The organism is Syntrophales bacterium (assembly GCA_023229765.1).
GTDB lineage: Bacteria > Desulfobacterota > Syntrophia > Syntrophales > UBA5619 > DYTH01.
Map to the genome: position 1 here is coordinate 1 of JALNYO010000033.1, position 18,126 is coordinate 18,126.

17 protein-coding genes are annotated in these 18,126 nt (G+C 47.0%); 1 reads left to right on the forward strand and 16 read right to left on the reverse strand.

The genetic code is table 11. The annotated features are described in order from the left end of the window. On the forward strand, positions 1-119 hold a 119-nt coding region (locus M0P74_14120), incomplete at its 5' end, for an IS630 family transposase (GenBank protein ID MCK9364719.1). A gap of 107 nt (positions 120-226) precedes the next feature. Here the strand turns inward: M0P74_14120 and M0P74_14125 are convergent. The 16 genes from M0P74_14125 to M0P74_14200 all read right to left on the reverse strand — a co-directional run bounded on the left by M0P74_14125 (position 227) and on the right by M0P74_14200 (position 18,075). Continuing rightward, on the reverse strand, positions 227-1,678 hold the full coding sequence (locus tag M0P74_14125) for a glycosyltransferase family 39 protein (protein ID MCK9364720.1): 1,452 nt from the start codon (positions 1,676-1,678) through the stop codon (positions 227-229). 135 nt (positions 1,679-1,813) lie between these two features. Then, entirely contained in the window at positions 1,814-3,382 is a 1,569-nt protein-coding gene (locus M0P74_14130; protein ID MCK9364721.1) for a hypothetical protein, read from the reverse strand. Next, complete coding sequence (gene waaF, locus M0P74_14135; GenBank protein MCK9364722.1) at positions 3,379-4,488, reverse strand: lipopolysaccharide heptosyltransferase II; 1,110 nt, start codon at positions 4,486-4,488, stop codon at positions 3,379-3,381. The genes M0P74_14130 and waaF overlap by 4 nt, the downstream gene beginning before the upstream one ends. A gap of 52 nt (positions 4,489-4,540) precedes the next feature. Then, a complete protein-coding gene (locus M0P74_14140; GenBank protein MCK9364723.1) occupies positions 4,541-5,665 on the reverse strand; it encodes a glycosyltransferase family 4 protein in 1,125 nt (374 codons plus the stop codon). Between the two features lie 4 nt (positions 5,666-5,669). Then, positions 5,670-6,746, reverse strand: coding sequence for a glycosyltransferase (locus M0P74_14145; protein ID MCK9364724.1), 1,077 nt, complete (start codon positions 6,744-6,746; stop codon positions 5,670-5,672). A 41-nt stretch (positions 6,747-6,787) separates the two neighbouring features. After that, positions 6,788-7,801 carry a glycosyltransferase gene (locus tag M0P74_14150; protein ID MCK9364725.1) on the reverse strand — a complete coding sequence of 338 codons (1,014 nt, stop codon included), beginning with the start codon at positions 7,799-7,801 and terminating at the stop codon, positions 6,788-6,790. Then, positions 7,773-8,966: a glycosyltransferase family 4 protein gene (locus M0P74_14155; GenBank protein MCK9364726.1), complete on the reverse strand. Its 1,194-nt coding sequence runs from the start codon at positions 8,964-8,966 to the stop codon at positions 7,773-7,775. Before M0P74_14155 ends, M0P74_14150 begins: the two co-directional genes overlap by 29 nt. Positions 8,967-9,136: 170 nt before the next feature. Then, on the reverse strand, positions 9,137-10,051 hold the full coding sequence (locus M0P74_14160; protein ID MCK9364727.1) for a glycosyltransferase: 915 nt from the start codon (positions 10,049-10,051) through the stop codon (positions 9,137-9,139). 33 nt (positions 10,052-10,084) lie between these two features. Continuing rightward, entirely contained in the window at positions 10,085-10,807 is a 723-nt protein-coding gene (locus tag M0P74_14165; GenBank protein ID MCK9364728.1) for a hypothetical protein, read from the reverse strand. Beyond that, positions 10,804-12,072, reverse strand: coding sequence for a polysaccharide ABC transporter ATP-binding protein (locus M0P74_14170; protein ID MCK9364729.1), 1,269 nt, complete (start codon positions 12,070-12,072; stop codon positions 10,804-10,806). The genes M0P74_14165 and M0P74_14170 overlap by 4 nt, the downstream gene beginning before the upstream one ends. Positions 12,073-12,180: 108 nt before the next feature. Next, entirely contained in the window at positions 12,181-12,564 is a 384-nt protein-coding gene (locus tag M0P74_14175) for a DUF6516 family protein (protein ID MCK9364730.1), read from the reverse strand. Continuing rightward, positions 12,561-12,884 carry a hypothetical protein gene (locus tag M0P74_14180; protein MCK9364731.1) on the reverse strand — a complete coding sequence of 108 codons (324 nt, stop codon included), beginning with the start codon at positions 12,882-12,884 and terminating at the stop codon, positions 12,561-12,563. The genes M0P74_14175 and M0P74_14180 overlap by 4 nt, the downstream gene beginning before the upstream one ends. Positions 12,885-13,106: 222 nt before the next feature. Continuing rightward, positions 13,107-13,958, reverse strand: a complete 852-nt coding sequence (locus tag M0P74_14185) for an ABC transporter permease (GenBank protein ID MCK9364732.1) — start codon at positions 13,956-13,958, stop codon at positions 13,107-13,109. A gap of 110 nt (positions 13,959-14,068) precedes the next feature. Continuing rightward, positions 14,069-15,475, reverse strand: coding sequence for an O-antigen ligase family protein (locus M0P74_14190; GenBank protein ID MCK9364733.1), 1,407 nt, complete (start codon positions 15,473-15,475; stop codon positions 14,069-14,071). A gap of 64 nt (positions 15,476-15,539) precedes the next feature. Beyond that, complete coding sequence (locus tag M0P74_14195; GenBank protein MCK9364734.1) at positions 15,540-15,794, reverse strand: hypothetical protein; 255 nt, start codon at positions 15,792-15,794, stop codon at positions 15,540-15,542. A gap of 10 nt (positions 15,795-15,804) precedes the next feature. Further along, positions 15,805-18,075 (reverse strand): AAA family ATPase, encoded by a 2,271-nt coding sequence (locus M0P74_14200; GenBank protein MCK9364735.1) that lies wholly within the window; start codon positions 18,073-18,075, stop codon positions 15,805-15,807. Positions 18,076-18,126: the final 51 nt, after the last annotated feature.

An 18,126-nucleotide genomic window follows, 5' to 3' on the forward strand; every position in this document is an offset into this window, starting at 1 on the left:
CCAAAGCTATCAGCGACTTTATAACTGCTTATGGGCTAACTGCAAAGCCTTTCGTCTGGCGGAAAAGAGAAGTAAAAGGTTCGCAGCTGAAAAATACTATCGTTAACTTACGCAATTAAACACTAGCAAAGTTGAATATCGCATATGGTTTTGGTTATTGCCGGCCGATTTGTCGAAGCTATCCATTTAACGATAAAGTACCTAATGTGTTTTAAAAAACATGCCCCTATCTCAGCGAAAATACCGTCTGCCAATCCTTTTTACGAAAACTGACCGCCACCGGTTTGGAGAGGTTGTCATAGATGTGTGCACCGTCAATCGCAAGCGTCTCGTATCTGATGTTCATTGTTTTCAGGAACGTGACGAATTCTTTCTCCAGCGATGCTTCACCCGACCCGAAAAAAAAAGCCGGATTCCGCGAGTTAAGAACCTGCTCAGTATATTTTGGCCTTCTATCCCCAAACGGTTCATGAAATGGTAATAACATGGGCGAACCGATCAGTTCACCCTTCCCCATAAACATGATTGGATAGGCTGTCCAATAAGAGGCGTAGAACTCCCTGATGCCTCTACTGTTCATGATCCGTGCAACAGGCTGGGGATCAAACTGGGGTACTCTAAACTCGTGATTCCAACCAATCACCTGAAAAACACTTAAAAGAAGCAAAATGACAACAGAAACATTCTTAAAAGGGACATATATTCCGGACAACCCGAAAAGGGCGATGGGGATGATAGGGAAAATAGGCATAAAGTGACGGGGCGCGTGGAGACTGGCGGTCCACTGAAACAGGATAAACGTCAGTAAATAGAGCGCAAATTGTTGATAACAGAAATTCGGCGATCCTTTCGTTGCAATTCTTTTAAAAGAAAGTGCCATAAAAACAATGAAAACAATAATAAGCATCAGCCCGGAGGCAATCTGGATATTCCGTCCGAACACGACAGGCATTACATATTGCCCAAACATGAGGGGTGCATTAAATAGCCAATCCGCCAGATAAGCACTCTTCTGCAAACAAACACTTCGGAGCACTGCCAACGGAGACATGGCAAAATCGTCCCTGCCGATCAACAACATCCAAGCTGCTGCCCTTGTGAAAGTTCCTCCGCCTGTCATGAAATTATAGATAATAAGAGGGATGATTCCGATGATCCCTCCCCCGCAAAACAGCAATAATTGTTTAAGGCGGTTCTCTCCTAAGCGCCAGAGGGCTGGAATCGCAAAAACCAGAACAGCAGGAATAACGTAAAATTGAATATATACAAAAAAACCGCACGTGATCCCTAACAGGAAAGGGAGTTTCCCCACGGGCGGAATCTCTGCTTGATCCCTGATTTTCCAACTTAGCAGAACAATCAAAGCCGTGCCGAGAAACGACTCTCCATAACCACCAAAACCCCCCGTAGTGTAATTTAATACGATATAAGGACAAAATACCAAGAACAACGCACCTATCAAGGCTCCGGTTTCGCCGAAAAGTCTCCGATAGATGAAATAGAACAGCAATAAACCCGGTAAGACGATTAACATCATTGCAACTCGCAACTGAATAAATCCATCGCCAAAAATATGGAAAATCATTGCAGAAAGATAGGCTGCTGGAGCACCTGCATAATGATTTTCCCAATAGACGAGGGGGAATTCCTCCAGTGCGGCGATCTTTTGCGCCATCATGCCAAAAACCGCTTGATCGGCGTCTCCCAGACTTCCAGCCGGCGTGAATAAAAAAATGACCCGCGTTATCAAAAATAGCGTTGTTATTATAGCAATATGTGCTGTTATGTTAAAATCTCCTTAGGAAAAGGCTCTTCACCGCGCTGGTAATATCTTATAAATACGCAAGTTGTTGAATTTGCCTTCTGAGATATCAGAATAGGTTGATAATAGTTTGGAACACGGCCTGTCTTGCCAACAAAAATAGTAATTTATATGATATTTGTTGAGTTCCTTTAAAAGTTCGGGGTCATCAATTCTTGGCTTGGCAATGCCGTAGTACTTCGCACGTAAATGATAGGTAGCAAAAATCAAATCATCAAAGTGTCCGTTAGACACGATTCGTCCACTGACACCTATTTTCTTCAGTGCCTTTGAGAATAGATAGAAGTCCTTGCCCATTGTAGAAGTGGCTCTAAGATCGCGCAAAGGCATGAACATCATTGAAAGACATAAAAAGAGAATGGCAACTTTTTTCCGACCGTGTTCTCCAAAATCGTACCGGTCAATAAGATATCCCCCTAAAACAAAAATCAGCAAGATGTTCATGTAGAGGTACCTTTTTGTTACAAGCAAAGGCAAGTACCCTGCAGTATATAAAAAAATGGTTACGAGAATGAGAAAGACTCTGTTTACGAGTATCTCCCTTGTTGGCAGACCCATCAAATGAAGAACGGAAAAAATAATTATAGTCATCGAAAAAAGAGAACTTGCTTGGAAAGCATCTATGGCAGCGAAAATATTTTTGACGCTATTACGACCAATAGCAGCCATACGGTGCTTGATACCACCAAAAGGATGGTCCACTTCGGCAAACAACAGATTCGGATTATCCCAAACGCTTCCAGCCATAGGATCGGGCGGGGCTATAAACCCAATGCGGTCAAAAGGCATTCTCCAGTGATCACGGACTATTAACTTATAATTGTAGGAACCCGCATCATTGAATGTCACCCTGCCTGACTTTAAAGAGATGATAGAAATCCATAGGACGGAAATAAGCATGAAACTTGACAATCCCAGCAAAAAGCTCGCCAGTATCCTTTTTCTATGGAAGAGGTCCACCGTGGCAAAATATCTAAAAAGGTTCATTGCTGTAAAGTGTGACACAAAAAATGGAAAGGCAAATCCCTTGGTTAAATAAGCAGCTGCGCCGAGCAAGCCGCAAACTATACTGTTTCTATAGCTTTTGCCGTAATCCAAGGAAATAATTTTTTGCATATAAAAAAGTAAAATAACTGCAAGAAGAAAATCTGGATTTACGGTAATTAGGGTAAATGCATAAAATGCAGGAAAGAGCCCCAACATCAGTATATGGGAAACATCTTCAGAGACGGAAAAATCCAGAAGCAGTTTTTTCAAAGCAAAAAACGCAAAAACACCTGCTATCAAACCAATAAATTTGAAAGCTACAAGCCCCTCCATTCCCAACAGTAGGAAAGGTACCATAAGCCAAGATATCATTGGAGACCAAAAGCTATTGATTGCATCACTAATATGGCCAGTGGCATATTTTTCAGCAATTGCTATATATGTTGGGGCATCTGTATTGATATGATATTTATAGATATTTAGAAAAAATAATCCCATTATAAAATAGATAAGCAAGATTAAAGAAAAATAACGTTCATTATTAAAATAAATCCTTCTGAACCACACTTTCAAGATATCATCTCCCGGATGAACCTGATGACCTCCTCTGGCTTAATCAAGCGCATGCAGTCGTGCGTTTTTATTTTACAATATCCCAGATTGCAGCCGATGCAGGAAAGCTCGTTCCGGCGCAATACGCGGTGGCCCTCGCCGATCGGCATCCAGAGGTCACGGATCGTCGGCCCAATAAAGGAGATAGTCGGGATGCCGAGCGCCACGGCTATATGCAGAGGGCCGGAGTTGTTGCAGACAACCATTCGGCAGCACGCAAGCAGCGCCGACAATTTTCTCAAATCATCCTGAATTGCTACAACTACCTCCTCCGTGCTATCCGATAGGATTTCCTTAATGATGGGGCGATCGGCAGGGCTGCCGAACACGATGATTGCGGCGGAGGGTTCCCGACGAATCAGCTTGATCAGTTCAGCGTAATACTCTGCGGGCCACCGCTGGGTCGGGTAGTGGGCGCCTGGGTGGATGCCGATGATCTTCCGGCCGCCCAGCCCCTTTTCTTCCAGCCATGTTATTGCCCAGCGCTGTTCAGCGGCTGAAATATAAATTTTTGGCTTTCTCTCGGCGGCGGGGATGCCGATTGCACTAAGCAGGGCGAGCATAATGTCAACAAAATGTCCGCCAGGAATGCTCTTCGGTGGCGGGACGTTGAAGAGAACCTCACGGCCATAGGCAGCATACCCAAGCCGGTGGGCCGCACCGCTCAGAAAGGCAAGCCAGGCCGTATGCATTTCATAGTCGGCGCCGGGGTCGATTGCCAAGTCAAAACGCCGTATCCGTAATTGCTTCAAGAACCTGATCTTTTTCAAAATTCCCCAATGGCGATCATAGATTTGCACCGAGTCCACCGTGGGATTGTGTTGGAGAATCGCGGCATTGGCCGGACTGGCCAGCACCGTCAATTCCGCCTGCGGCAGCGCCTTTTTGAGCGCCGCGAAGGCCGGGGTGGAAAGAACCATATCGCCGATCCGATCCGTCCGGATAAATAATATCTTATGGATTTTTTGCAGGCTGATGGGGTCAGGACTTCCGGGAAGCAAGAGGCTGAAAATCTTCAGACAGCCGTATCGTGTCCACAAGTAAAGGGATTTAATAATTGTTTTCACTGAATATCACGACATTTTAGCGCAGACCAAACCTCAGGGACTATAAAAATTGCTATTTCCAGGCCAGTATCTCCTCGTAAAGCCGCTGGGTTTTGCATATATTCGCCTCGATGGAAAAGCGGCTCTCGACACGCTCTCTGGCCGCTTTTCCGAAGCGCCGCCGCAGGGTTGGATCCCGGGCAAGAATCAGCAGGCGCTCGGATAGTTTCGCGGCGTCGCCGGGCGGCACGATGAATCCGGAAACGCCGTCTTCGATCGCCTCCGCCGCGCCGCCGACATCGGTGGCGATAATCGCCTTTCCCATCGCCATCGCCTCGATGATCGCCCGCGAAAACGCCTCGCCAAAGGAGGAAGGTAAAACAAAAATGTCCGTCTCGCACAGAAGCTGCGGGACATTTTTTTCATGGCCGGTAAATATGATTAAATCAGATATTCCCAATTGTTGCGCCATTTTCTGACAGCTTCTCCAATAATCCTGATCAATGCTTTCCCCAACGCACAGAACCCGAAGGGCGGGATTTCCCGAGGCAAGCCGGGCACACGCCTCGATCAGATATCGCTGGCCTTTCATCGGCTCGATGCGCCCGATGCAGGTGATCACCAACTCTTCCGGAGCGATATTGTACTTCGGCCTGATTTGAGATGCTCGCCCGCTAATGGAAAAATCGTTCAGATCTACGCCGTTGTAGATGGTCACAAGCTTGCGGGGATGCCGGATAGCGGCGAAGCGCCCCCGAAGGGCATCCGCCACAAGAATCACCCGGGTTGCCAGGGCATAGAGGAGCGGATCGTAACGCTCCCGATCCGAAGAACGAACATGAAAAACCAGCGGGATACTTTTCCAGCGGGCGACGAGGCCGGCATAGAGCGTATTGCGGGGCCCATCGGTGTGAATCAGCCGGATATCGTGCTCTTCAATGACCTTGGCCAGAGCGGACAACGCCCCCAGCGGGGATAACAAAGCCAGACCTTTAATCCGGGGCAGATCCAGAATAAGAGCCGGTATTTCCCTTTGCCGCAGCGCCGCGGCAAAATCCTCATCGGTGGGCAAAAGGACATAGGGACAGTACTTGCGACGCTCCAACCTGGTGACGAGTTGGAAGAGACTCCGCTGGCCTCCCCACCGGAGGTTGCCGAAGGTGGACAGGTAGAGGATGTTTCGGGGTTTTGTCGTCATGAAACTAACCAATCAGCAACTGATCGTAGAGGGTCTCGATTTGCCTCGTCATCATCGACATGGTGAATCTCTCTTGGTACATCTGCGTTCCTTTTTGCCCCATCATTTTTCTCGCTGCCGGATCGGAAATGAGTTTTTCCAGCGACGTCGTCAGCGCCTCGACACTTCCCGGCGGGACGAGCAGACCGTTTTCGTTTTCCTGAATCAATTCGGGGATGCCGCCGATAGCGGTCCCGATAACGGGCAGTCCCGCCGCCATCGCCTCGATCAGGGCCACGCCCAGCCCTTCACGCAGTTGTGACGGCAAAACAAAGATATCTGCCATATTTAGAAGCGCTGAGATATCCGTGCGGATACCGGTAAAGATGACGGCCTTTTCGATCCCAAGCCGCCGGGACTCTTTGGAAAGTGGCTCCCGCAGCGGCCCATCACCGACGATGATCAGCCGCAACGCCGGGAACCTTTGGGTAAGTGGCGCCAACGCCGCCATAAGCAGGCCGTGTCCCTTGTTTTCAGTCAGCGACGCCACAATGATGATGACGACTGCCTCTGCATAGATGTTAAAGGAATTCCTCATCTTTTCACGACCACAGGCAGGATGACCGGGCAGAGCGACGCCATTGTAGATGAGCGCGGTTTTGTCTTGGTGGATACCCTCTGTCAAAGTGACAAATTCCTCCACCGCACGAGAAATACAGATAATCCGGTCGGTCCAGCGGGAAAGAAATCTCTCTATCCAGATATTCCGTTTGGAATAATCGTAATAGGTACTGTGAACATGGGTGATAATGACCGGAATGGAAGCCAAAATTGCCGCCAGCCGGCCGAAGGTGGATGCAAAATAACCGTGGGTGTGGACAAGGTCGAATTTTTCCCGCTTCATGAGGCAGGCAAGCCTCAATATTGCAATTGGATTATAGTAACTTTGCATACTTAGAATTCTGACCGGCACTCCTTGGGCACTCAATTCCGCGGCAATTTGTCCCCCCCGGGCCAGACACCAGACCTGAACATCGTACTTAGCTTTATCTAGGGATAAAACGATCGCCGCCAGTACCCGTTCCAGGCCCCCAACCTTCAAGTCTTCGACAATATGCAGTATTCTTTTTCGTGCAGGAGTTGTCACAGGTTTAGACCGATTGTGGCGAGGAGCTCTTTTATACGGTGAATATAGGTATGATTCGCGACAACTTCTCGCTGCCCTGCTTCCGCAATCGTCTTTCTTGCCTCCGGATGGTTCAGATAAAAGTTAATTTTCTCTTTGAGATCATTAATATCAGAGAATGATGCCAGGTGTTTTCCCTCCTCGAAAAGCGCAAAGACGTCCCGCTGTTGATCGCAGATTACGAAAGCGCCGCAGGCCAGCGCCTCAAAAATGCGGGGGCTGGCCTGATAGACGGGGAAGCTGCTCTGGGGGTCATGATAATGGGTGGCCAGGACGATTTTCCCGGCGCTGTATATTTTAACCCATTCCGCAAGCGTCGTATGAGCGGCGCGAACACAGCGGCGAAGCGGCGATGAGGAAGAAAGATTTTCCCAGCCCGGCCCCCATATCGCAAAATCAAATTCAGCTAATTTTTCAAATAACCTCGCCCGTTCCGGATAAAAAGAGCCGACAAAAACGATGTCGTTTCCGTATTTTTCACGAGCAGACGCGCCGATGTCAACCGGATGGTGAAAATCAGGATCGCAGGCCATCGGCAGCCAGCGGGTGTTTGTTATGCCCGCTTTCGAAAACAGCTCGATGGCCTCTGTACCCTGGCAGAAGAGATGATCGTAAACAGGCGCGGCGGCAAGGAGCGGCTGAAAATCAATAGGTGCATCAATCGTCCATAAAACCGCTCTCGTCCCCAGCTTTTTCATTTTTTCGACCGTTTCCGGTAAAATCCGATGCCCACCCGTTACGATCGCCAAATCCGGTCTGGCTTCCCCGGCCATCTTCAGCAGCCGCTGGTTGATGATCTGCAAATCAAACCGTTCCAGAAATGGCAATTTCCCCCTGATCCGTCCGGGGATAAGATGCCGCCGATCCTCAAAGATAACCAGCTCATGCCCCAGCGATCGGATGGCCTTTTCCAGGTACTCGGTAATAGTCAGAAAATGAGGATTATGATGGCCGGAAAAGAGGATTTTCATCTATTTTATTTTCAGCCTTTTTGGAAAGTTCATCATATAACTCCCAATACGCTTTTAAAATAACATCGGGATGAAGGTATTTCTTTGCAAATTGCAACGATTGCGCACCCATGTTTTTTCTTGTATCCTTGTTTTCGGCCAAAGCTTCTATTGCGGCAGCCATTTCCCCGGGATGCGCGGGAGAAACGACAAAACCATTCTGACCGACGGATACCATTTCAGGATTTCCGCCAGCGGACGTTACTACAGCGGGCAGTCCACAGGCAAACGCCTCTCCAAGAGCCACGCTTAAACCTTCCTGATGAGAAGGCTGAACGTAAATATCCGACGCGGCCAAGAAGGGCCGTACATCATGGCAATCCTCAATCATCAGACATCTGTTCATAAGTCCGGCTTTTTCTAAAATATCAGTCACTTTCTGCTTTATGGAGTCTCCGTTGTAGCGGTGATTTTCACTTCCCACAAGGATAAGTCGGTTATTGTGATTTTTTGTCAGCCTGGCAAACGCCTCGGCAAGGACCTCCTGACCTTTTACGGGATGGTAATTTGCCACACAGGTGATAACAAGCTCGTCGGACAGAATACCCAATTTCCCCCTGGATTTTTCCCTTTCTATTAGCGTAACCGGCTCAAAAAAACTGATATCTGGGGCATTATAGATCGTTTGTATGCGATCACGACTCAGAGTATGGACTGCAGAGAGTTCCTTTTGCAGCAGGTTGCTGACGCAGACATACCTGCCAATGTAACGATCGAGCTGCTCATATTGACGGATATGCTCTTTTACCCATCCGACATACGAGCGGCTATGGCAGGTCACCAGGAGGGGAATTCGATGACCAAGCGCAGCCCGGGCAGAAATCAGATCGGCATCGAACGAGTGGGCATGAATGATTGACGGGGATATGCCGGCCAATATATTTTTCATATTCCGAATCAGCCAATATGTTCGCAAAGGCTGGATAAATCGAGGCAGAGGTTTTATATTAACAACGTGAACATCCTGGTTTGCAAGAGCTTCACAAAATCCATCATTATTACCATAATGAACGAAATAGACCACCCATCCTCGTTCCATCATGCCTAGCGATAGAAATCTGATAACGGCGGTGACACCGCTAACGCCGGTCGAAGCAACAACATGAATCAATCTCTTCTTCACCATAACCAACGCGTTGATGTGGCCTCTTGCAAAATCCTGGATTTATTCATTTCACAAACATTTTCATCAAATTATTGCTCTGACCGTTGATTATCCGCATCCACGTTCTTTGAATTGGGAATAACCTCATTTAGAGGTCAAAAGCGGCTCTGCAAAGATCTCTGATGCCAACATTATGGGTTAATGAATTTTTTTAGATGGGCATAAGCTGTACTGCCCATAAAAGAGAGTAGCAATTGCAAAATGGATTTCACTTTGAGCAAGTAACTCTTACGAGGGGACTCGCGAAAAGCCGCTAAAAAATGAGTCCGCCCTCTTTTCATTAAACCATTTTTAAAACATCTAATGCCTAATTCGTAATAATGATGGGCATATATTACTTGGAACTCTTCAAAATCTTGTCTGTGTGAAGATAAGATTAACTCATAACCTCTAATAATTTTTTCCGGATAACTATCGGTATTGGCGCCATGCACAAAATAATTGATCAATGGCTTGTTGACGTATTCGATGGTATATTTTTTTGCGATGCGAAGGATCATTTCCCATTCTTGACCACTGGGAAGCGTTTCATCAAAAAGTCCGACCAATCTGAAGCACTCCTTTTTAATCATAGACGAACTGCCACCGCCAGTGATGCAATTGCCTCGGAGAAGCAAATTGAAAATGTGACCTCTTGCCTTTGGCAACACTTGACCGATTTGTTGTTGACTTGCACCATCAATAATATTCATCCCTGTGTAAATCAATCCAAGCTCTTCGGCGCCGTCAAGAAACATCCGTATTTGCATGCCTATTTTTTCGGGTAACCATTCATCGTCACTGTCTAAAAAAGCAATATAGTCACCAGTAGCAAGTTTAACCCCTGTATTCCTTGCGGCGTTTCCCCCTTTGTTAATAATATGTCTTATATATCGTATTCTATCATCGCCAATACTTTTTACAATATCTTCCGTATTATCCGTAGAGGCATCGTCAACGACAATTATTTCGTAATCTTGATAGGTTTGAATCAGAACACTCCGAATGGCCCTCTCAATAAAACGGCCATAATTATAAGTCGTTATTATTACACTTACTGTCGGCATTATCGATGTTTATCCTGACTGCTGTCTGGCCAATTACAGGGAGCTGATGTATCGATACTTTTCAGTTCCGATAACAAACTGATCTTTTATACCACTGTAAATTCCGGTATATATGTTTATCCCTTTATCCCTCAATAGCTCGACTAAGTCCCTGATCGTATCCTGTTCTCCAGCTCTCTGATAATCATCCAGAATAACCATAAACTCATCCTTGGGCTGAAACTTTTGAGCCAATAAACAGATATCATATCTCGAATAACGGTCAGATCCTAACGGTCCATCAATGACATATAAATCAAATATTTCATTGATGATACCGTCTATTCCATTATAACTTTTTACAATAAATTGATTTACTATTTTTTCTGTTACTTCCAATTGGATTATTTGGGAATTTTGCGACAAAGGAAATCTGCTAACAAAACCATTCGACCAATCTCTGCTTTGTTCAATAATGACATGTTTTACTTCAGTCAAACCGTTTTCAATAAATTTCGAAATAATTTTTGATGTTTCGCCGAGACCAAACTCAATAATTTTTTTCGGCTGATAATCCGCTAAAATTCTAACCAATACATATAAAAAAGAGTAGCTTGCCGCCCATCTCCCGGGATATATGGGAAGTTCTTCTAACCATTTTTTGCCTCTGATGGAATCGCGATAAATGTGCGCCCATATTAATTCTTGGGTTTGCTTGTTGATTTGGTCTGTGTGAAGATGTTCGTTAAGCCGCTGCTTTATTTTACCAAGAATCATATTATGACCCTATAATTTAATAAAATATTACCTTGGTTTTGTGGAACCGTCCGACCTGTCCCATAATAGTCTTTTTCAATAACAGAAAAGTGCATTACGTTACTAATCCAGTCGGCAACATCATTATTGACTTGACAGTACAGATTGCAACTATAATCGCCGGGTGCTAGCGGAAAATTTTGAATTACAAAAACTACTTTCCCCTTTAAAAAATCTATTTTTGCATCAACACTATCAGAACTTAACCATGCGACTCTATCTCCAACATAATTATTAATCCCAATGTCAAGCCTTGCACTTATGAAGTTTTTCTTTTGTTGTAATACAAACTCAATTTCAATGGATACCTCTGAAAATGTTTCTACTCTTGCTACTTGTTCTGAATGGGCACTTTTTATAATGCCGCGTGTGAATCGCAACAGTCCATTGCCTTTTCTGTTTTTAATTTCAGATAACAACACATTCTTAATTTCATATCCACCTATATATTGATTAATCACGTGTTGTGTATCACCAAAACTTTCTAAAATCCCTTGAGATATCAGTATTGATTTTTTACATAAATTTTGGATCGCCGCCATATTATGACTCACAAATAAAACAGTTCTTCCACCTTTGGCCACATCCCCCATCTTGCCCAAACACTTCTTCTGAAATTGCGCATCGCCTACAGCCAGTACCTCATCAACCACTAGGATCTCCGGTTCCAGGTGGGCGGCTACCGCAAAGGCCAGGCGCACGTACATCCCGCTGGAGTAGCGCTTGACTGGTGTGTCCAGATATTTATCCACCTCGGCAAAGGCAACGATTTCATCGAATTTACGTTTTATCTCTTCTCGTGACATACCCAGAATGGCGCCGTTGAGGTAGATATTCTCCCGCCCGGACAGTTCCGGATGAAAGCCGGTGCCTACTTCCAGAAGACTCGCAACGCGGCCCTTGATTGTTACCCGCCCGGTTGAGGGCTCAGTAATGCGGCTCAAAATCTTCAAGAGCGTACTTTTACCGGCCCCGTTGCGGCCGATGATGCCCACGGCCTCACCGCGTTTTATCTCAAAGCTCACATCCTTGAGCGCCCACACCTCTTCCATTGTGTCGCCCTGGATGATGGCCTTTCCCGTTGCTAAGTCTTTGGTTTTGTTCCAGAGGGTGCGGGCATTCTGCGCCAGCACGTCGCGCAGAGCTGTATAGCCACCATGTTGCGCCTGGTGGCCGATGGTGTATTTTTTACCGATGTTTTCAGCTTTTATGACGATGTCATTCATAGTGAAAAGTTAAAAGGGAAAAGCTAAAAGCTAAAAACGATTGTGAGGAGTCAGGAGCAAGAACGTTAGGGGTAAGGGGTGAGGTGTGAGGAGAGAAACCTCGTTCTTCTACATCCCCACATCCGACTCTAATACTTCTAAAACCCCTTGGAGGTCAATTGTAGCCGACTCTTTCGCAGCCTTATCATCTCCCAAATGAAGATGATAAGGAAAGGTTTCCAGTTCAGGATGATGTTTCGCATTATCCCATCTTTTAATCAGTATTCCCTCTTTATCCTGCCAATGGAACCGATATCCAGCTAAATGCACAGTATCTTCAGCATGCTGACAGTACATGCTTACTTCAAGAAGGCTTTCGTCCACCAGTATCGCCCGCACTCTCAGATAGCCGTCGGTCTCAACCTCTCTTTTCTTTACGACTTGAAATCGCTCCACCACGGAGGACACGGTAAGAAGAAGAATGCATTCCTCCAGATAATCATGAATATTCATGCAGAAGGACTCTCAAGTATGTTAAGCCGATCCACTGACCGTTCATACATTTGGTACATGGCAGACCACTCGAAGTAATCCTCTTTATCCCCGAGAGCCCCTTTTTCAAACCTATCAAAAAAATCCTCAGAAGACATCTGATAAGTGCTTTCAAAACGGGAAAGTTCTTTTTTCAACATATTAACTTCCTCGATTGTTTTTCCCTTTTCATACTCGATGATCTTTCCAATAGATCGAGATAGGTATTCGTTCTGCAAACCCTTTTCAAAGATCTTGCCGATATTTTGAATTGTTCCTTTGGTAGTTGAAACCGCCTGCATATAATCTCCTTCCTAATATCTTTTTAATGGGAGTTCGTTGGGATCTTTAAATTTGGTGGTAAAAAGCAGGAACCGCTCTCTCTCATATATTCGAAGTAAGCACCCTGATTGGTGCCGGATTGTAAGGCCCACGATGTTTCAAAGTCAAGCAGGACTTTTGATGAGAGCCTCAAAAGTTTGTCCGCAGGTTTTACATTGTCCTTGTTCATCCAATTACGGTTTTTATATCAGATCGGCAAAGGTTTTTTCCATTTTGCGGAAACGGGAAACGCCCAGCCATAAAAAGAAGACAATTATGGCAAGACTGAGCAGGAAACCGGGAAGGTAAATGGGGCTGTTGCCGCTGAGGATGCACCAGCGGAAACCGTCGATTACCCCCACCATGGGATTGAGATTGTAAAGTAGTCGCCATTGCTCAGGTACAACCTTGCTGCTGAATCCTACCGGAGAAACGTAAAGCCCGAACTGCACCACAAACGGAATTATATAGCGAAAATCCCGGTATTTCACGTTGAGCGCGGTAATCCAGAGACCTGGTCCCAGGCTGGCCAACAGGGCTAGGATGATGAAGCCCGGCAGCAGCAGTATCTGCCAGCCCGGTGCGAATTGATAATAAACCATCATGCCGATCAGGATAACGAAACTGATGAGGAAATCGATGAAGGCGGTAACAAGGGTCGCCGCGGGAATGATCAAGCGGGGGAAGTACACCTTGCCGATCAGATTGGCATTACTGATCAGGCTGTTGGACGATTCAGAGAGGGCGTTTGAGAAAAGGGACCACGGGAGCATGGCGGCAAAAACCATCAGGGCGTAAGGGGCGCTGCCGTCGCTGGGAAGTTTGGCGATGCGGCCAAAAATTACGGTAAAGACTACCATCGTCAGAAAAGGCCTGATAATTGCCCAGAGAATCCCGATGATGGTCTGTTTGTAGCGCACCGAGATGTCCCGCCAGGCCAGGATCAGAAAGAGTTCCCGGTAGCGCCAGAGATCGGCCCAGTAGTTTTTCTCCGTCCGGCCCGGCTCGATGATGAGGACGGGCTCTTGAAAATGTATTGAAGATGATTCAGTCATTTATCAAATAGTGTTGAGGGTGATCCTTCTTTTCACTTTTTACTGCTTTATTACACAGCTCCGCTCCCTCGATTACAATAAATCGAGATGGCGGTTTTAAAACACTCCTATTACAGGGCCTTCACGACGACCTTTTCTTCTGTAACTTCAAGAGGCAAGGTCGGAATCATGATCACCATTGCAGTCAAAAACCAGAACGGTTCCATAACCCGGACAATAATAAACGTGTTGGCGCCGATGCCATGGGCGATCATCGCCCAGAATCCTGCCAAGTACCCCAGCGTCAGCCCCTTGTACAGGGAATCTGTTGTTTTGCGGTAGAGGTTATGGACATTGGTGTAGATCGACCGCAAAAGGTAAAAAAACACTAAAAGGCCTATAATGCCGGATTCGGCCAGCACCCGGGGATATTGGGCATCCAGAAAGCCATATCCGGTAATCCCGTAGCCGACAATAGGATGTTTAATAAAATCGGACGTTAAAACAATTTTCCAGGATGCGAGCCGAGCCGATGTAGAGGTATCTATCCTGGTTTTGCCAAGCTGGATTTGTCCCTCTTCGACAGGCTGGGTAAATGTAAACAGCGCCCTTTCCTTGACGTTTTGGGGAAGCACAAAAGGGGCCACCAGCACAATAACAATAAGGGGAATAATAAGGATTGCCTTCTTTTCGTTGAAATAAATCAGGGTCAGATACATCGGCGCCAGTGCAAGCCAGGAACTTCTCGAGAGCGTCGCCGCGAGAGAAACAATTATAAAAAAAAGCAACGTTCCTAAATAGAATCTTTGTTTTTTAGTAACGCTGTTGAGAAGCAACCCCAAGACAATTGACATGATCAAGACGAGATATCCGCCCAGGGTATTGGGCTCCCCTTCCGGGCCCTCGAAAGGCGCCGATACCCGGCCTCCGGCAGGAATCTGGACTATCGCGACAATGCAGACGATAAAGCAAACCAGGAGGATGGCAAACAAAAAACGCTCAAGTTTCTTTTTGTCATTAATCTGGGTGACGGCCATAAAGAAAACGATAAAATATTCAAAGTATTTTAAAACAAAGAAAACCCCGGACAGACCCCGGACCCTGCCGGCCATGTAGCCCATCAAGGTAGAAACGAGACAGATTGCGAAATAGTAACCGATAGCCCGATTCAAGGGGGTGTTGGCAAACAGGCCGAGTTCCTTTCTAATGGCGGTCTTAAAAAACCAGCTCAGGCCAATGACCACAAGCAGAAAATCGTCCAGCCTCAAGCTGATCCCCGCCCGCCCGCGACCCTGTACAACCTCCGAGCCGCCGACGGAAAACTGCGGGCCGAGAAGCATGGAGAAGATCAGAATGTAAAGGGCCAGTTCCGCATTTGCAAAACTGGCAACGGCAAGAACGACGCCTACTGTGATCGCAATCGCTGTTGTCGTCGAAAGTGTCACGAACATGGTTCCGGCGGCCATCGTAACCAAAATGACGATCGCCATGACAAAAACCATCCTCGGATCGAATCCCTGATTGTAGAGCTTCCCCATCAACACATCCCCTGTCGTCGCATTCCTGTAGCCCTGCCGGCAGCGCGTCTGCCCAAAGCAATTGTCACTGCTGTTTTATGCCGCCGCGCTCTCGTTCGACCGCCTGGAACTTCCTTTCAATATCCATGGGACGATATACGGGATCTTTGTACCTGACGAATTGATCGTACCAGACAGGCATGAAGTTGACAAGAAAACTGGCCGCGATGGCGATCAGCAAAATCACCAGCAGCCAGATAATGTTTCGTTTCCAGGCCTTCCTTCTCACGGTCCGCTTGAATTCACGCTCAAATTTTCGCTGCTGCTGCATGCTTTCCATGACTGCACTCTCATAAATGCGGTTTTTTCAAGCCTTTAACACGGTCACGCAACTTCTCGTATATTCTGACCAGCTTCTCCGGCAGCAGGGCTTTGAGCTTCTCTCGTTTGGTTTTGCGCCGTCCTGATTTTCCATAATCGCCATAATAGTAGTAGTACTTGTCCTCGGATGTGAAATCAGGGCTGATTTCGGCCTTCACGCCGTTGAGGACAATGCCCAGCATCTGCGCCTTGACATGATCGAGCTGGGATTTTGCCCTTCTCAGGGCGCCCCGGGCCACGCGGCCAACCTGATAGACGATAATTACGGCATCGGCCTTGGCACTCCAGACCGTCGCATCCGTCGCCGCAAGTACAGGAGGGGCATCAATAAGAACGAAATCGTAAGCGGCTTTCATCTGTATGAGAAGATCGGTAACTATTTTGGAGCTGATCAGTTCCGCCGGGTTAGGCGCGCCGGAACCGCTGGTCATCAGGAAGAGGTTGTCCAGCCCGGGGGTCAAGGTTACCTCGTCAATGGTCATCTTGCCAATCATCAGATCCGAGATGGAGCGAACAGCTTCCTTCCAGTCGTAATTGCCAAGAATGACATCGGTAAAACCAGGTATCTGCGCAATTCCGAAGGCCCTGGCAACCGTTGGCCTGCGGAAATCGCCGTCGACCAGCAGTACTTTATGGCCGGACTGGGCAAGGGTGATGGCCATATTGGAAATCACCGTTGATTTCCCCTCTCCTTGATATGTACTTGTAATTACTATTACTTTTGCTTCCTTTTCGATTGTCATAAAACTGAAATTGGTTCGCAGCGCCCGGTAATTTTCCGCAAGCGTCGAGGAGGGCAGAAAATGCGAAATCAATTGAAAATGCCTTTTTATGGACGCTTCACTGGCATCAGCGGGCATTCCCACCTTGATGCTGTCCCGCACATCCTCCAGATTCAAAAAAGGGATCATGCCGACCACCTTGGTCCCCAAAAATTCCTCGATTTCTTCAATCGCCCCGATGGAGGTATCGAAGGTTTCGATCAGAAACGCGAAGACAATCCCGAGCACCAGGCCGATGATCATTCCCAGCATGATGTTGGTTCCGACTTTGGTGGGATTAATGGGGGCAATGGGTTCAAGCGCCGGTTTGACTATCTGCACCTCATCCACCCTCTCCGCCTCGGAGATCAGGGCTTCCTGGTAGCGCTTTTCGATCAGCGTATAAACCTCCAGGGCGATGCTGCGCTCCCTCTCCAGACGAACGAGTTCCAACCCGATTTCCGGGACCTGCTGAAGAAGCCCCTGTTTTTGCGATATCTGAATCTTCAGGTCTTTCATATCATTATCGAGAGCCTTAGTCTGAGCCACAAGCTGTGACTGCATCGACTTGACGACTTCCCGGATTTGATTCTGCAGCTCTACAACCCGCGGGAATTTATCCGTGTAGCTCAAAAGGAGCATGTCTCTTTGCAGCAGCAACTGAACCAGATGCTCCGTCAAATCCCGATATCCCTGGGACATTCCGTCAAAATAATATATGGTTTCGGAGGTGATCGGCTTTGTCAGCGACTCCTGAAGCAGGCGCTCAATGGCTACTGCCCTCTGGGATATCGATTTTTGCCGGTCAAAAAGCTGGACAAGGCCGTCGATCTGGGCATTCAGGTTGCCGCCGTTTACATCCCCCAAAATGCGTTGATTCTTCTCCCGGAAATGCCGCACGGCCTCCTCGGTCTTATTGAGTTTCTCCAGCAGAGTAACCCTCTGGGATTCAATGAATTTTTTCGCTTCCACCGCCTTACGGTTGACGTCAACGGAATGCTGCTCCCGGTAACCCTGGGCTACGGCATTGGCAAGCCGCTGGGCGAAGAGCGGGTCGTTTGAGGTGGCGATGATATTGATCATATTGGCCGTAGCATCCAGCTCGGTATCAATTTTCCCCTTGAGATCGAGAATAATATTTATGTACTTGGTGTTATTCCGCACCTCTTCGGGGGTAACCGCCGGGGGGATGAACCCCAACTGTTTGGCAACCACCTCCATGATGTAATAGCTCTTGATCATCGCGGCTTGTGTGTCCAAAGAACCTGTGGATGTGCCATAGCCATAGCCCTGCGTATAAACGGTCTGCGCCGGTTCAAACTTTATTGTGGCGTTTGTTCTATAGATCGGGGTCGGTTTGGTCAGCGTCGCGGAGATGAAACTGAACGTGGTCATCGCCAGAAACGTAAAGATGATGATTAGTTTCCTTTTTTTGATGATACGCCAGTAATCTCTGATACTCAGGTCGTATTTGGTCATCGGGGTTCTCTCTTAGTATTTTCTGAATTCAGATCATTAAATCGCCGCCAC

Bases quoted from the DNA above. Each gene is read 5' to 3' on its own strand.
- M0P74_14125 (MCK9364720.1), bottom strand. From the start codon at position 1,678: ATGATGGCGCAAAAGATCGCCGCACTGGAGGAATTCCCCCTCGTCTAT.
- M0P74_14140 (MCK9364723.1), bottom strand. From the start codon at position 5,665: ATGACGACAAAACCCCGAAACATCCTCTACCTGTCCACCTTCGGCAAC.
- M0P74_14150 (MCK9364725.1), bottom strand. From the start codon at position 7,801: ATGAAAATCCTCTTTTCCGGCCATCATAATCCTCATTTTCTGACTATT.
- M0P74_14155 (MCK9364726.1), bottom strand. From the start codon at position 8,966: ATGGTGAAGAAGAGATTGATTCATGTTGTTGCTTCGACCGGCGTTAGC.
- M0P74_14160 (MCK9364727.1), bottom strand. From the start codon at position 10,051: ATGCCGACAGTAAGTGTAATAATAACGACTTATAATTATGGCCGTTTT.
- M0P74_14165 (MCK9364728.1), bottom strand. From the start codon at position 10,807: ATGATTCTTGGTAAAATAAAGCAGCGGCTTAACGAACATCTTCACACA.
- M0P74_14170 (MCK9364729.1), bottom strand. From the start codon at position 12,072: ATGAATGACATCGTCATAAAAGCTGAAAACATCGGTAAAAAATACACC.
- M0P74_14175 (MCK9364730.1), bottom strand. From the start codon at position 12,564: ATGAATATTCATGATTATCTGGAGGAATGCATTCTTCTTCTTACCGTG.
- M0P74_14180 (MCK9364731.1), bottom strand. From the start codon at position 12,884: ATGCAGGCGGTTTCAACTACCAAAGGAACAATTCAAAATATCGGCAAG.
- M0P74_14185 (MCK9364732.1), bottom strand. From the start codon at position 13,958: ATGACTGAATCATCTTCAATACATTTTCAAGAGCCCGTCCTCATCATC.
- M0P74_14190 (MCK9364733.1), bottom strand. From the start codon at position 15,475: ATGGGGAAGCTCTACAATCAGGGATTCGATCCGAGGATGGTTTTTGTC.
- M0P74_14195 (MCK9364734.1), bottom strand. From the start codon at position 15,794: ATGGAAAGCATGCAGCAGCAGCGAAAATTTGAGCGTGAATTCAAGCGG.
- M0P74_14200 (MCK9364735.1), bottom strand. From the start codon at position 18,075: ATGACCAAATACGACCTGAGTATCAGAGATTACTGGCGTATCATCAAA.